Source organism: Microcella sp. (assembly GCF_046293215.1).
GTDB lineage: Bacteria > Actinomycetota > Actinomycetes > Actinomycetales > Microbacteriaceae > Microcella.
In genome coordinates this window covers 202,199-216,136 of record NZ_JBKBPI010000002.1, presented here as the reverse complement: position 1 = coordinate 216,136, position 13,938 = coordinate 202,199, and the positions used below count along the sequence as shown (strand labels likewise).

At 66.9% G+C, this 13,938-nt stretch carries 13 protein-coding genes and 1 riboswitch; of the genes, 10 read left to right on the top strand and 3 right to left on the bottom strand.

Annotated features, from left to right (window positions below):
* Nucleotides 1-60: 60 nt before the first annotated feature.
* Nucleotides 61-936 carry a Gmad2 immunoglobulin-like domain-containing protein gene (locus tag ACK4SC_RS03045; RefSeq protein WP_409614685.1) on the top strand — a complete coding sequence of 292 codons (876 nt, stop codon included), beginning with the start codon at nucleotides 61-63 and terminating at the stop codon, nucleotides 934-936.
* Here the strand turns inward: ACK4SC_RS03045 and ACK4SC_RS03040 are convergent.
* Nucleotides 920-1,528, bottom strand: coding sequence for a hypothetical protein (locus ACK4SC_RS03040; protein WP_409614683.1), 609 nt, complete (start codon nucleotides 1,526-1,528; stop codon nucleotides 920-922). The two genes, ACK4SC_RS03045 and ACK4SC_RS03040, sit on opposite strands and share 17 nt — an antisense overlap.
* Nucleotides 1,529-1,581: 53 nt before the next feature.
* Between ACK4SC_RS03040 and ACK4SC_RS03035 the strand changes: the two genes are divergently transcribed.
* The 6 genes from ACK4SC_RS03035 (at nucleotide 1,582) to gcvP (ending at nucleotide 7,724) form a co-directional block, all read left to right on the top strand.
* Nucleotides 1,582-2,211, top strand: coding sequence for an LON peptidase substrate-binding domain-containing protein (locus ACK4SC_RS03035; protein ID WP_409614681.1), 630 nt, complete (start codon nucleotides 1,582-1,584; stop codon nucleotides 2,209-2,211).
* A 12-nt stretch (nucleotides 2,212-2,223) separates the two neighbouring features.
* The gene (locus tag ACK4SC_RS03030; protein ID WP_409614680.1) at nucleotides 2,224-2,793 is read left to right on the top strand and encodes a GNAT family N-acetyltransferase; all 570 of its coding nucleotides are present in this window, start codon (nucleotides 2,224-2,226) and stop codon (nucleotides 2,791-2,793) included.
* Nucleotides 2,790-2,942, top strand: coding sequence for a hypothetical protein (locus ACK4SC_RS03025; RefSeq protein ID WP_409614678.1), 153 nt, complete (start codon nucleotides 2,790-2,792; stop codon nucleotides 2,940-2,942). The genes ACK4SC_RS03030 and ACK4SC_RS03025 overlap by 4 nt, the downstream gene beginning before the upstream one ends.
* A 53-nt stretch (nucleotides 2,943-2,995) precedes the next feature.
* A riboswitch (glycine riboswitch) is annotated at nucleotides 2,996-3,088 on the top strand.
* Between the two features lie 158 nt (nucleotides 3,089-3,246).
* Complete coding sequence (gcvT, locus tag ACK4SC_RS03020; protein WP_409614676.1) at nucleotides 3,247-4,386, top strand: glycine cleavage system aminomethyltransferase GcvT; 1,140 nt, start codon at nucleotides 3,247-3,249, stop codon at nucleotides 4,384-4,386.
* Between the two features lie 3 nt (nucleotides 4,387-4,389).
* Nucleotides 4,390-4,761 carry a glycine cleavage system protein GcvH gene (gene gcvH / locus ACK4SC_RS03015; RefSeq protein WP_096420965.1) on the top strand — a complete coding sequence of 124 codons (372 nt, stop codon included), beginning with the start codon at nucleotides 4,390-4,392 and terminating at the stop codon, nucleotides 4,759-4,761.
* A 26-nt stretch (nucleotides 4,762-4,787) separates the two neighbouring features.
* Entirely contained in the window at nucleotides 4,788-7,724 is a 2,937-nt protein-coding gene (gene gcvP / locus ACK4SC_RS03010; RefSeq protein WP_409614674.1) for an aminomethyl-transferring glycine dehydrogenase, read from the top strand.
* A 22-nt stretch (nucleotides 7,725-7,746) separates the two neighbouring features.
* Here gcvP and ACK4SC_RS03005 read toward each other — a convergent pair whose 3' ends face one another.
* Both ACK4SC_RS03005 and ACK4SC_RS03000 read right to left on the bottom strand, forming a co-directional pair.
* Nucleotides 7,747-8,265 (bottom strand): peroxiredoxin, encoded by a 519-nt coding sequence (locus ACK4SC_RS03005; protein ID WP_409614673.1) that lies wholly within the window; start codon nucleotides 8,263-8,265, stop codon nucleotides 7,747-7,749.
* 10 nt (nucleotides 8,266-8,275) lie between these two features.
* The gene (locus ACK4SC_RS03000; protein ID WP_409614671.1) at nucleotides 8,276-9,055 is read right to left on the bottom strand and encodes a CPBP family intramembrane glutamic endopeptidase; all 780 of its coding nucleotides are present in this window, start codon (nucleotides 9,053-9,055) and stop codon (nucleotides 8,276-8,278) included.
* A 370-nt stretch (nucleotides 9,056-9,425) separates the two neighbouring features.
* Here ACK4SC_RS03000 and ACK4SC_RS02995 point away from each other — a divergent pair, with 370 nt between their 5' ends.
* From ACK4SC_RS02995 to ACK4SC_RS02985, 3 genes are all read left to right on the top strand, one after another.
* Nucleotides 9,426-11,201, top strand: coding sequence for an ABC transporter family substrate-binding protein (locus tag ACK4SC_RS02995; protein WP_409614669.1), 1,776 nt, complete (start codon nucleotides 9,426-9,428; stop codon nucleotides 11,199-11,201).
* A 123-nt stretch (nucleotides 11,202-11,324) separates the two neighbouring features.
* Nucleotides 11,325-12,848 (top strand): ABC transporter permease, encoded by a 1,524-nt coding sequence (locus ACK4SC_RS02990; RefSeq protein ID WP_409614667.1) that lies wholly within the window; start codon nucleotides 11,325-11,327, stop codon nucleotides 12,846-12,848.
* A gap of 2 nt (nucleotides 12,849-12,850) precedes the next feature.
* A complete protein-coding gene (locus ACK4SC_RS02985) occupies nucleotides 12,851-13,933 on the top strand; it encodes an ABC transporter permease (protein WP_409614665.1) in 1,083 nt (360 codons plus the stop codon).
* The last annotated feature ends 5 nt before the right edge of the window (nucleotides 13,934-13,938 follow it).

The following is a 13,938-nucleotide window of genomic DNA, read 5'->3' as shown; positions in this document are numbered from 1 at the left end:
CCGTCGGCGCCACAACCCGGCACGCCGGCCCCTGACCGGCGGTCGCGGAAGGAGGCCGACGTGTCGAACGCCCTGTTCCGTCTCCGCGGCGGAGCGCTCGCGATTGCCGTAGCGCTGCTGCTGGGGGCCTGCACGAATCCCGCAGCCCCGCCCGCGCCGCCCACCCCCTCGCCGAGCGAGAGCGTGACGCCGACGCCAACCGAGCCCAGTGCATCCCCGGTCACGGTCGAGACGTTCTTCGCCCACCTGCAGCCCACGCGCACAACGCTCACCTCCGAGCGGCACACGCTCACCGTCGGAGCCACCGACGACCCGGTCGCCGTCGCCGTGGCTGCGCTCGTCGACGGCAGCCTCCTGCCGGCTGACCCTGACTATGCGAACCTCTGGGCCGAGGGCAACGCTCGTCTGCTCTCGACCGCCCGTGACGGGGCGACCCTGCTGATCGATCTGGAACTCGGCGGACTACAGGTCGGGGCGGAGGCGGAATCCATCGCGATCGCACAGCTCGTGTGGACCGCGTGGGCGATCGATCCGACCATCGCCGACGTACAGTTCCTGGTCGACGGCGGTTCGGCCGAAACCCTTGCCGGTCATGTCGACATCACGATGCCGATCGGTCGTGAGCCAGCGGAGGCAGTGCTATCACCGCTGCAGATTCTGTCTCCCGCGGAGGGCACGTCGGTGATGAGTCCGGTGGTGGCTGACGGCGTGGCCTGCGTCTTCGAGGCCGCTTTCAGCTGGACGCTGGAGGGGCCAGACGGCTCGGTCGTCGACGGGTCGGCGATGGCGCGGGAGGCGTGCCCCGCCCGCGCGGCGTGGACGCTGGAGCTCGGCGCACTCGCTCCGGGCGACTACGTGCTCACCGTGATCGAACACTCGGCGATGGACGGCTCGATCGTCAGTACCGACAGTCGCGCGTTCACGGTCGTCGGCTGACCGCGCGCACCTGCCGAACGCCGTCGATGACGGCCGCAACGAGCGACACCGCAGCCACGGCGAACAGGTAATTCTGCGCCACGATGTGCTGAACGAGCAGCTCGTCGCTGCCCGCCGGAGTCGGAGCAAGGATCCCGATCGCCCACACCGCCATTGCCACTGCGGCAATGACCGGCGTTGTCCACCACGGCAGACGGAGGCGACGAATCGCCCCACCGACAAGCACGAAGAATCCGGATGCTCCCACCACGAATACGGGAATCGTCACCCCGCTCAGCGCCCCCGACATTCCCACCTCGGGCCAGACCGCAAGCACGACCTCAACGACCGTGAACAGACCGACGCCGACCGCGAGCAGGACGGCACCGATGCGTCCCATGAGCCCGAGAGGGCTCCACGCGACGAGCCCGAGAACCGCGAGGGCGCGCAGCGCCCAGCCCTGCGGCGCGAACCAGTCAAGTCCCTCGACGATGAATGCTGCCGCCAGCGTCAGCAGCACGATGATGCCCGCGAGCGCGAGGATCACGACGATGCGGCGCGATCGCGCAGGCACCGGGGGAGCGTCGGTCGAAGACAAGTCAGTGGTCGACATGGCGCGAGCCTAAGCCACCGGCCATTGCCAGGTACCGGTGCCACGCTTGCGCCATGGCTGTCATGCCCATGTTCCCGCTCGGGTCGGTGCTGTTCCCGTACATGCCGACGGCGCTGCGCATTTTCGAGGAGCGGTACATCGTGATGCTCTCGGAAATTCTCGGCGACGAGCCCGCCGAGTTCGGCATCGTCTTGATCGAGCGTGGCAGTGAGGTCGGCGGCGGCGAACAGCGCTTCCCCGTGGGAACGGTCGCTCGCATCACGCAGGTGCAGACGTCGGACGGCTTTATCGGGCTGGTCGCCCAAGGAGATCGCCGCATTGAGGTCACCGCGTGGCGTCCCGATGACCCGTACCCGCTGGCCGATGTTCGCGAGCTGCCGAGCGTGAGCGTTGACGATGAGGTGCTGCCTCTCATGGCGGAGGTTGAGAAGGTCGTTCGCGCGACAATCGCCCAGGCGAGCGAGTTCATGGAGGTGCCGTGGCCCGCCGATATTCAGCTCGACGACGACCCCCGTGCATCCATCTGGCAGTTGGCGGCGATCGCGCCCCTCGGCCCCCTCGATCAGCAGAAACTGCTGCGTAGCGAGACCGCGGAGCAACTGCTCACGGCAACCCGCGAGCTGACGCTGGAGGCGGCCGAAATGCTCACCCTGACCAGCGATTGGAACGACGAACTGCCCTGATAGGTTCTCGGGATGCCCGAGACCCGTGACCGCGTCCGTTTCGTTCCCGTCAACCTCGCCGCCGACCGCTCAGCGTTCATTGCGCACACAACCGACAACCACTGGCCCTTTCACGTCACGGCGCAGCCGACCGCAGAGCAGGTGGCGACGCGAATCGATTCCGGTGGCTATGACGACGACGATCACGCCGCGTTTTGGATCGATGTCGACGGCGACCGCGTCGGCACCGTGGTGCTCGAAGACCTCAGTGACGACGCCCCGCTGTTCGATCTTCGGCTCGCCGAACGACACCGTGGCCGGGGTCTTGCCGAACCGATCCTGCGCGCACTGACCGCGTTTGTCTTCGAGACGTACCCGGAGGTCGATCGTTTCGAGGGGCAGACGCGCGAGGACAACCGCGTCATGCGCCGGGTGTTTCGCAGCGCCGGCTTCGTCAAGGAGGCGCACTACCGCGATGGCTGGCCGGTCGACGGCGCAGCGCCCGTCGCGTCGGTCGCCTACGCGATTCTGCGTCGCGACTGGGTGAGCGGCGAGACAACCCCCGTGCCCTGGGACGACGACGCCGATATCCTCGCCGTGTGATGCCCGCTCTCGCGTTTCCGATTCCGACCGACCCGGCAACGGCCGCCTGGGCCGGTCCGGTCTTCGCCCTCATGGCGCTTGCCACGGTGGCGGTCCTGATCTGGCAGGCCGTGCGCTACTTCCGCGACAACGGCGACGACGAGTCGTAGTGCCCTCGTGTGACCGGCTTGCTACGCTGGTCGCACAACTTCACACCAGGCCGTCACAGCGTGCGGAAGAGCCCTCGGCCCAGCCGAGGCACCGAAGGAGCAAGCCTCCCCGCCAATCTCTCAGGTACCCGTACCGCGCGCCGCAGGCCACTCTGAAAAGCAGGGCGAGCATCCGTGTTCTCGATGCGCAGCCCTCGCCCACGGTGAAAGCGCGACCGGCCCTGGCCGGCCCGTGAAGCTCTCAGGCTCCATGACAGAGGGGGAGTTCCGATAGCCCCGCACCGTCGCGCCTCAAAGGAACTCCATGACCGAGTCCGTCACACCCCCGCCACAGACGTCGCCCCTGCACGGCGAGCACGAGGCGCTGGGCGCCTCGTTTACCGACTTCGGCGGCTGGCTCATGCCGGTGCGCTACACCTCTGACCTCGCCGAGCACCACGCCGTGCGCACGGCCGCTGGCCTGTTCGATATCTCGCACATGGCCGAGATCGCCGTCAGCGGTGCCGACGCTGGCGCCTACCTCGATGAGGCGCTCGCCGGCCGGCTCTCGACCCTGCCGCTGATGAAGGCGAAGTACTCACTGCTGCTGGCCGAGAACGGCGGCATCGTCGACGACCTCATCGTCTATCGCACGGGCGAGGCCGAGTGGCTCGTCGTCGCCAACGCCGGCAACCGCGGCGCCGTCGTCGAGGCGCTGCACGCACGCCGCGGTGCGCACGAGGTCGAACTCGTCGACCTCACCGAGCGGACGGCGCTCATCGCCCTGCAGGGCCCCGCCGCCCAGCGCATCCTCGAGCGGGTCGACGGGCTCACGACCACCGACGAACTGTCGGGCACCACCACCCTCGACACGCTGCGCTACTACGCCGCGATGGGCATGGCATGGCGCGGCGGCGCGGTGCTCGTTGCCCGCACCGGGTACACGGGCGAAGACGGTTTCGAGCTCTACGTCGACGTCGAGCACGCCGCCGAGCTGTGGCGCGCGATTCTCGCCGAGGGTGCGTCCGACGGGCTTGTGCCCTGCGGGCTCGCCGCCCGCGACACGCTGCGCCTCGAAGCGGGGATGCCCCTCTACGGCCACGAGATCGGTCGCGAGACCCTTCCCGTGCAGGCGGGGCTGGGCCGCGTGGTCGTCACCGACAAGCCCCACTTCGTCGGCAAGGCCGCCGTCGAGCAGGGTCCCGCCCCGGATGCGCCCGTGCTCGTGGGGCTCGTCGGCGAGGGCCGGCGCGCCGCCCGCGCCGACTATGTGGTCGTCGACGGCGACCGCGAGGTCGGCGTCGTGACGAGCGGTGCGCTGTCGCCGACGCTGGGCGTCCCGATCGCAATGGCCCACGTGCATCCCGATGTCGCCGCCCACGGTACGGCGCTCGCCGTCGACGTGCGCGGAACCCGCATTCCGTTCTTTGTTGTCCCCCTTCCCTTCTATCAGCGAGAGGCGTAAGCCATGAGTGTTCCGAGCGATCTGCAGTACACGGCCGAGCACGAGTGGGTGCGCGTCGAGGGTGACGTCGTCACCGTCGGCATCACCCAGTACGCGGCCGACGCCCTCGGCGACGTCGTCTACGTCGACCTGCCCGCCGTGGGTGCCGCCCTTACGCCGGGCGCCGTCGTCGGCGAGGTCGAGTCGACGAAGTCGGTCGGCGAGCTCTTCGCGCCCGTCTCGGGCGAGGTCGTCGAGGCCAACCAGGCCGTTGTCGACGCCCCCGAGACGATCAACGCCGACCCCTATGGCGACGGCTGGCTCGTGAAGGTGCGCGTCGCCGAGACGCCCGCCCTGATGAGCGCCGACGAGTACCGCGCCCTCATCGGCGAGTAGCGACCAGGAAAGAGACCCAGCACCGCATGTCCCGCGACTTCTCTGAGCGCCACATCGGCCTCGACTCCGACGCTCAGCGCCTCATGCTCGATGCGCTCGGTTACGACACCATCGAGGCGATGATGGATGCGGCGGTCCCGTCCGCGATCCGCCAGACCGCCGCTCTGCGCACCTTGCCCGCCCCCGCGACCGAGGCCGAGGTGATGGCCGAGCTGCGCGCCATCGCCTCGCACAACACGGTGCGCACGAGCCTCATTGGGCAGGGCTACTACGGCACGATCACGCCCGCCGTGATCCAGCGCAACGTGCTTGAGAACCCCAGCTGGTACACCGCCTACACGCCGTACCAGCCCGAGATTTCGCAGGGGCGCCTGGAGGCGCTTCTGAACTTCCAGACGATGGTCGCCGACCTGACGGGGCTCGGCACCGCGAACGCATCGATGCTGGACGAGGCGACGGCGGTTGTTGAGGGCATGCTGCTCGCGCGCCGGGCGTCGAAAGCCGCGTCGAACGTGTTCCTCGTCGACGACGACCTGTTCGCCCAGACTCGGGCCGTGCTCGACGGCCGCGCCGAGGCCCTCGGCCTCGAGCTCGTGTATCTGCCCCTCGCCGACATCGACCCGGCTGAATTGCCCGAGGCGTTCGGAGTGTTCGTGCAGTACCCGGCGGCGTCTGGCCGCATCTGGGACCCGTCGGCGGTCATCGCCCGCGTGCGCGACGCCGGCGGCCTCGCCGTCGTCGCCGCCGACCTGCTCGCGCTCACGCTCATCACGAGCCCTGGCGAGCTCGGCGCCGACGTCGCGGTCGGCACGACCCAGCGCTTCGGCGTGCCGATGGGCTTCGGCGGCCCGCACGCCGGCTACCTCGCCGTGCGCACGGGGCTCGAGCGGCAGATGCCCGGCCGCCTCGTCGGCGTCTCGAAAGATGCCGACGGCCGCCCCGCCTACCGGCTCACCCTGCAGACGCGTGAGCAGCACATCCGCCGCGACAAGGCCACGTCGAACATCTGCACCGCGCAGGTGCTGCTCGCCGTCATGGCGTCGATGTACGGCGTGTACCACGGCCCCGACGGGCTGCGCCGAATCGCCGAACGCGTTGCCCGCGTCACCCGCGATGTTGCCGACCGCCTCGCCGCAAACAGCGTCGAGGTTCAGGTTGACGCCTACTTCGACACGCTCACCGTGCGCGTTCCGGGCCGGGCCGATGACGTCATTGCCGCGGCGCGCGAGGCCGACCTGCTGCTGCACCGGCTTGACGGCGAAACCGTGCGCTTCAGCATCGACGAACCCGCGTCCGCGAGCCGCGACATCGTGGCGCGACTGCTCGGCGTCTTCGGGGCGACGCCGGGCTCAGGGCTGGCGCTTGCCGGCACCGAGACGCGATCGGGCGTCCCCGAGAACCTGCGCCGCGCATCCGAGTTCATGACGCACCCGGTGTTCCACACCCACCGAAGCGAGACGTCGATGATGCGCTATCTCAAGCGTCTGGCCGACCGCGACTACGCGCTCGACCGCGGCATGATCCCGCTCGGCTCGTGCACCATGAAGCTGAACGCGGCGACCGAGATGGCCGCCGTCAGTTGGCCCGAGTTCAACGGCCTGCACCCCTTCGCGCCGCTCGACGACGTGCAGGGCTCGCTCGTCATGATCGGGCACCTTGAGACGTGGCTCGCCGAGCTCACCGGCTACGACGCGGTCTCGCTGCAGCCCAACGCGGGCAGCCAGGGCGAGCTCGCGGGGCTGCTCGCGATTCGCGGCTACCACCGCTCGCGGGGCGACGAGCACCGCACCGTGTGCCTGATCCCATCGAGCGCGCACGGCACGAACGCCGCCAGCGCCGTGCTGGCCGGGATGCGCGTCGTCGTCGTGGGCACGACCGAGACCGGCGACGTCGATCTCGACGACCTCCGCGCCAAGATCGCCGAGCACCGCGACGAGCTCGCCGCCCTCATGATCACCTACCCGTCGACGCACGGCGTGTACGAGCACGACGTGATGGAGGTCACCGCCGCCGTGCACGAGGCCGGCGGCCAGGTGTACATCGACGGCGCCAACCTCAACGCGCTGCTCGGCTACGCCCGATACGGCGACATCGGCGGAGACGTCAGTCACCTGAACCTGCACAAGACCTTCTGCATCCCGCACGGCGGGGGAGGGCCGGGCGTGGGCCCGGTCGCCGCGAAGGCGCACCTGGCTGAATTCCTGCCCGGGCATCCGCTCGCGCAGATGCACCAGCACCCGCCATTCGACCTCGAGACCGGAGCTGTCGGCGTCGTCGAGCACCGCGGAGCCCCCGTATCGGCCGCCCCCTATGGCTCGGCGAGCATTCTGCCGATCTCGTGGGCGTACGCGCGACTCATGGGTGCGGACGGCCTGCGTGAGGCGACCGCCAACGCAGTGCTCGCCGCCAACTATGTGGCGCTGCGCCTGCGCGAGCACTACCCGGTTCTCTACGCGGGCGAGAACGGGCTCGTGGCGCACGAGTGCATCCTCGACCTGCGGCCGCTGCGCGAGCAGACGGGCATCACCGTCGACGACGTCGCGAAGCGGCTCATCGATTACGGGTTCCACGCGCCGACGATGTCGTTCCCCGTCGCGGGAACCCTCATGGTCGAGCCCACCGAGTCAGAAGACCTGGCTGAGCTTGAGCGCTTCGTGCAGGCCATGATCGCCATCCGGCACGAGGCCGACGCGGTTGCCCGCGGCGAGTGGCCGGCCGACGACAATCCGCTGGTGGGAGCCCCGCACACGGCGGAGAGCGCCATCGCGGGGGAGTGGACGCATCCCTACAGCCGCGAGGTTGCCGTCTACCCGGCGTCGCTCGCGGAGGGGGAAGCGGCCGCCTCCGGCGGGTTCGGAGCGACCCGAGCTGACAAGTACTGGCCGCCCGTGCGCCGGGTCGATCAGGCGTTCGGCGACCGCAACCTCGTGTGCGCCTGCCCGCCGATCGAGGCGTTCGCCTAGCGGTCGAGCGCGAGAGCGGGAGTCAGGAAGCGGCGTCGTCGCGGGCCGCGCCGTCGTCGGATGCTGAGTCGAGCATCCGCAGCTGCTCCCGGATGGTCCGTGCGCTCTGGAACGTCATGCCGACGAGCGCGACGTGCTTCCACCGCAGCACGCCGTCGGCGTCGATGATGAAGATCGAGCGACGCACGCCCATCCCGAACATGCTCACGCCGTAGCGCTCGACGACGTCGCCCTTCTCGTCGGCGAGGAGGGGGAAGGTGAGGCCCTGCCGCAGGGCGAATGCTTCGTGGCTCGCCGCGTCTTGCCGGCTGATTCCCCAGACCTGTGCTCCGAGTTCCTCGAAGCCGGCCAGCTCCGACTGGTACGAGCACAGCTGCGCCGTGCACCCTGGCGAGTTGTCGGCGGGGTAGAAGGCCAGCACGACGGGGGCGCCGCGCATGTCGCGCAGTGAGAAGTGTCGCTGCTGGGCGCGCCCGTCGGTCACGGTCACCCCGGGCAGGGTGAAGTTGGGGGCCTGCTGGCCGATCTCGAGTGAGGGCATATGCCCAGAGTCACCCGGGTAGCCCGAAGAGGGCTGGGAACGCGGCGGCCGCCCAGGGGTATCCCACAAAAATCACAGCATCGAGCGCGGTATGGGCGATGACGAGGGGCAGCAGGCGCCCGAAGCGCTGATACAGCCAGCCGAAGATCACCCCCATCAGGAAGTTGCCGACGAACGCCCCGAGCCCCTGATAGAGGTGGTACGCGCCGCGCAAGACAGAACTGGTGAGGATGATCGCCCACGGCCCCCAGCCCAGTTCACGCAGGCGCGCAAACAGGTACCCGACGGCGATCACCTCCTCCACAACTCCCGCGCGGAGGGCAGCGAGAAGGAGCACGGGCACGGTCCACCAGTACGCGCCCAGGTCGGTCGGGACCACGGTGACGGTCAGACCGAGCTCGCGCCCGCCCAGGTAGACGAATAGTCCCGGAATGCCGATGAGGGCCGCAAGCGCGATCCCATCGCGGGCATCGCGCCAGGGCCGCTTCGCATCGATACCTAGGCGCCCGAGGTGCGGACGATGCGGTTGCCACAGCAGGAAAACGACCAGGGCGACCGGCACGAGCGCGGCCGTGATGCCCAAGAGTTGGTACAGCAGGTCGAAGACTTCCCGCTGGTCGCGGGAGATGTTGATCGACGCGGTCTGCTGATTCAGCGGCACATCGCGCGTCGCCCGGTTGATGATGTTGACGATGGCATAGAGCGCGCTCATGCCAAGCGATAGACCCAGCACGATAAGGATCTCCGCGCGGATTCGTCGAGGGCTCGAAAACGCGGCGGGCGAGGTCATGGGTCCATTGTGGAGGACCGCAATCTTATGGGCGCTGTGACCGTGCTCATGTGAGCATTCGAACAACATGTGCGGGGTGTGATTCGCAACCCCATTGCTTGCATGTTTCGCGCTCTGCGTCATGATGCCGCGCGTGTGCACAATTCGTGCGCCAATAGCCAGAGCTGCGCATCAAATCGCCGTTTTCCCCAGGCGCGGCTCAATCGCGTTACCGGTGTGTAACGAATGGGCCTAGGGTTTGGCCTGGGTGTGCCCCCCTATCTAGGGTCATATCCAACAGGCGTAAGGGTGCGCTCGGAACGTGCCCTTGCGATCCACTTGCACAGGAGGAAAATTGCGTATCAGCAAATTCGGGGCCCTGACGGCCACCGTGGCGGCTAGCGCTCTCGTTCTCTCCGCATGTTCGGCTCCTGAGCCGGGCGCGGAGATCGTTGAGGGCTCGTCGATCACCATCGCGTGGAACCAGGCGTTCTACTCGTACAACGCCGACACCTCGTTCGGTAACGCCACCGCCAACGCGAACATCATTTACATGACGAACGCCGGCTTCAACTACTACAACAACGAGCCGGCACTCGTTCGTGACGAGTCGTTCGGCACCTACGAGGTCATCAACGAAGACCCGCTCACCGTTCAGTACACGATCAACGACGACGTCGTCTGGTCGGACGGCACCCCGGTCGACGCAGCTGACATGCTGTTGACCTGGGCCGCCAACTCGGGCAACGTCAACACGCCTGAGTTCGACCCGAGCGAGTTCATCGACCCCGAGACCGGTGACTACACCGACGACTTCCCGCAGGACGTGGTGTTCTTCGACACCGCTGGCGGCGTTGGCCTGCCTCTCGTTACGCAGGTTCCCGAGGTCGACGGCAAGACCATCACGCTGACATACGACGAGATCTTTGTTGACTGGGAGCTCGTCTTCGGTGTGGGCGTTCCCGCGCACGTCACCGTGGGCAAGGCTCTCGGCATCGAAGACCCGGCCGAGGCGAAGCAGACCTTCATCGAGGCCGTTCAGAACAACGACACCGAGGTTCTCGCCGCGGTCTCGCGCTTCTGGAACTCGGGCTACAACTTCAGCGAGATGCCGGCCGACACCGACCTGGTGATCGGCTCGGGCCCCTACCTGATCACCGACTTCGTCGCTGACCAGTTCATCACGCTGACCGCCAACGAGAACTACGTGGGCGACCGCCAGCCGCAGATCGAAGAGGTCACGGTTCGCTTCATCAGCGACCCGCTGGCCGCCGTTCAGGCCCTCGCCAACGGTGAGGTCGACGTCATCTCGCCCCAGGCTACGGCCGACGTTGCCGACGCGCTCGCCGCGCTCGACGGCATCACCGTGCTCGGTGGCGAAGAGGCTGTCTACGAGCACATCGACCTGACCTTCGCCAACGGCAAGAACGACACGTTCGAGAACCCGCTGCTGCGCGAGGCCTTCCTGCTCACGATCCCGCGTCAGCAGATCGTCGAGACCCTCATCCAGCCGCTCAACCCGAACGCCGAGGTGCGCAACTCGCAGCTCATCGTTCCGGGCGCCCCCGGCTACGACGAGACGGTCGCCAACAACGGCATGGCCGAGCGCTTCGGCGAAGTTGACATCGAGCGTGCCCAGGAGCTCATCGCCGAAGCTGGCGTCGAGAACCCGCCCGTGTGCATCCTCTACGCGAACAACAACCCGCGTCGTGTCGACGAGTTTGCTCTCATCCAGCAGTCGGCCACGCAGGCTGGCTTCGACGTCGAAGACTGCGGCAGCCCCGAGTGGGGTGGCCTGCTCGGTACGCCGGGTGGCTACGACGCCGTGTTCTTCGGCTGGCAGTCGACGAGCCTCGGTGTGACCAACTCGTCGTCGACGTTCCTCAGCACCGGTGGTAACAACCTGAACTTCTACAGCAACGACCAGGTTGACGCTCTGCTGAACGAGCTTGACACGACGCTTGATGAGGACCGTCAGATCGAGATCCTGATCGAGATCGACAAGCTCCTGATGGACGACTTCTACGGTCTGACCATCTTCCAGTTCCCGGCAGTGACGGCGTTCAGCGACCGCGTCGAGGGTGTCAGCCCCGGCCCGCTCTCGCCGACCATCTTCTGGAACATCTGGGATTGGACGCCGACCGAGACGAACATCGTCGAGGAGTAAACCTCCCCTGACGACTGACTTTCTCGTCAGTTTCCAGTAAGAGCGCTGGGGTCGCTACAAGCGGCCCCAGCGCTCCCCCCTGGTAGGCACCCTCCTCCCATCCCAGATAGGCACACCACCCCTATGCTCACGTTCGTCATCCGACGCCTGATTGCGTCGGTCTTTGTCTTGCTGGCCGCAACGTTTCTCATGTACAACCTGGTTGCCTTTTCTGGTGACCCGCTTGAAGAGTTTCGCGCCAGCCAAGCTCCCAACCGGGAGCAACTCATTGAGGCCCGAGTTCGCCAGCTGAATCTGGACGTGATTCCGCCTCTTCGCTACTTCATATGGTTCGGCGGCATTATTCGCGGTGACTTCGGCGTCAGCGTCGAAGGCCGAGACGTCAACGCGATGCTTGCCCAGGCCATCGGCTCGACCATCCAGCTCGTCACGATCGCGACGATCGTCGCGATCATCCTGGGCCTGATCGTCGGCATCACGACGGCCCTTCGCCAGTACTCCGGCTACGACTACGCGGTCACCTTCATCGCGTTCCTGTTCTTCTCGCTGCCGATCTTCTGGGTCGCGGTCCTGCTCAAGCAGTTCGTGGCCATCGGGTTCAACGATTTCCTCGAGCGAAATCCGGTCGTCCCGACCAACGTGATCATCGGCATAGCCGTGGTGTCGGCGATCCTGTGGTCGTCGATCATTCCGGGCAAGTTCCGGCGGAAAGCACTCACCGCGGTGGTTGCCGGCTCCGCGGCGACGATCACGCTGTTCTACATGAACGCCGTCGACTGGTTCAGCGTTCCTCAGATCGGCATCGTTGGGGTGATCCTCACCGGCGTCGGCGCGGCATTCGCCATGACCGCGATTATCACTGGCTTGGGCAACCGCCGCGCGCTCATCGCCGCGCTCGTGACGGCCGCAATCGGTGTTGCCTTCTACTTCCCGTTCATGACGTACATCTCGTTCTTCATCACGGAGTGGTGGATGCTGCTGGGCCTGGCACTCGCAGCGGTCGCGGTGAGCGTCGCAGTCGGCTACTTCCTCGGAGGGCACGATCGCGGCTCGGTGATGCGCGTTACCGGCTTCACCGGCTTCATCACGGCGTTCGTCATCGCACTTGACCGCTTCATGCAGGTGTGGCCCGCTTACGCCAACTCCGGCCGCATCCGCGGGCGCCCCATCGCCACGATCGGTTCGTCGACTCCGAATCTCCAGGGCTCGCTGTGGGTGCAGGGTGTCGACATCTACACGCACCTGCTCCTCCCGACGATCGCGCTCGTGCTCATCTCGTTTGCCACCTACACGCGCTACTCGCGCGCGAGCATGCTCGAGGTGATGAACCAGGACTACATCCGCACGGCACGGGCCAAGGGCCTCGCCGAGCGAACAGTCGTGGTTCGCCACGGATTCCGCAATGCGCTCATTCCGATCGCCACGATCGTCGCCTTCGACATCGGCGGACTTGTCGGCGGTGCGGTCATTACCGAGACCGTGTTCGGCTGGACGGGTATGGGCCAGTTGTTCGTCAACGGCCTCAACCGGGTTGATCCGAACCCCGTCATGGCCTTCTTCGTCGTCGTGGGCGGTCTAGCGATCTTGTTCAACATGATCGCCGACATCGTCTACGCCATCCTCGACCCGCGAATCCGAGTGTCGTAATCATGACTACTACGCCCATTAACGAGCCCGGCCACAACGACCCCGGCAAGGTTGAATCTGCTGAGAACGCGATCGAGATGAAGGAGGTCGAGGGCCTCAGCCAGTCTCAGATCGTCCGCCGCCGGTTCTTCCGGCACAAGGGCGCGATGGTCTCGCTGGCCGTGCTGGTCTTCATCGTCGTGCTTGCGTTCTCAAGCGTGGGTATTGACTTCCAAATCTTCGAGCTCACCGTCAAGACAGCCGGATGGTGGCAGTGGACGTGGACCGAGATCCCCGTCTCACAGAACCGCGGACGTCCGACGTTGAGCCTCATCCCCGAATTCCTCGGCGGCGACGGTATCCGACTCGGTGACCACCCCTTCGGCCAAGACACGGTCGGGCGCGACATCTTCGCGGTCGTCATGCGCGGAACGCAGCAGTCGATCACGATCATGGTGATCGTCGGTCTGCTTGCGACCCTGATCGGCACCGTCATCGGGGCCGTGTCGGCGTACTACCGCGGCTGGGTCGACTCGGTGCTGATGCGCTTCACCGACATCATCATCACGATCCCCGTGCTCGTCGTCGGTGCCGTCGTGGGTCGCGCGATCGGCGGCCAGGGCGCGTTCTTCCTCGCCCTGGTGCTCGGCTTCTTCGTCTGGACGGGACTCGCTCGTCTCGTACGAGCCGAGGTGTTGAGCTTGCGCGAGCGCGAATTCGTTGATGCGGCCCGCGTCGCCGGCGCGAGTGACAGCCGAATCGTGTTCAAGCACATCCTGCCGAACGCGATCGGCGTCATCATCGTCAACACGACGCTTCTCATGGCCGCGGCGATCCTGCTCGAGACGGGCCTCAGCTTCCTCGGCTTCGGTGTGACGTCGCCCGACACCTCGCTTGGCAAGATCATCAGTGACAATCAGGCGGCGTTCAACACGCGGCCGTGGCTGTTCTGGTGGCCGGGTGTGTTCATCATCGCCATCGCCCTGACGATCAACTTCATCGGTGACGGCCTGCGCGACGCCTTCGACCCGCGCCAGAAGCGCCTGCCCAGTGAGCGCGCGCTGAAGAAGGCCGAAGCGGCTCGCGCCGCCGCCCAGGCACGCTGATGCAG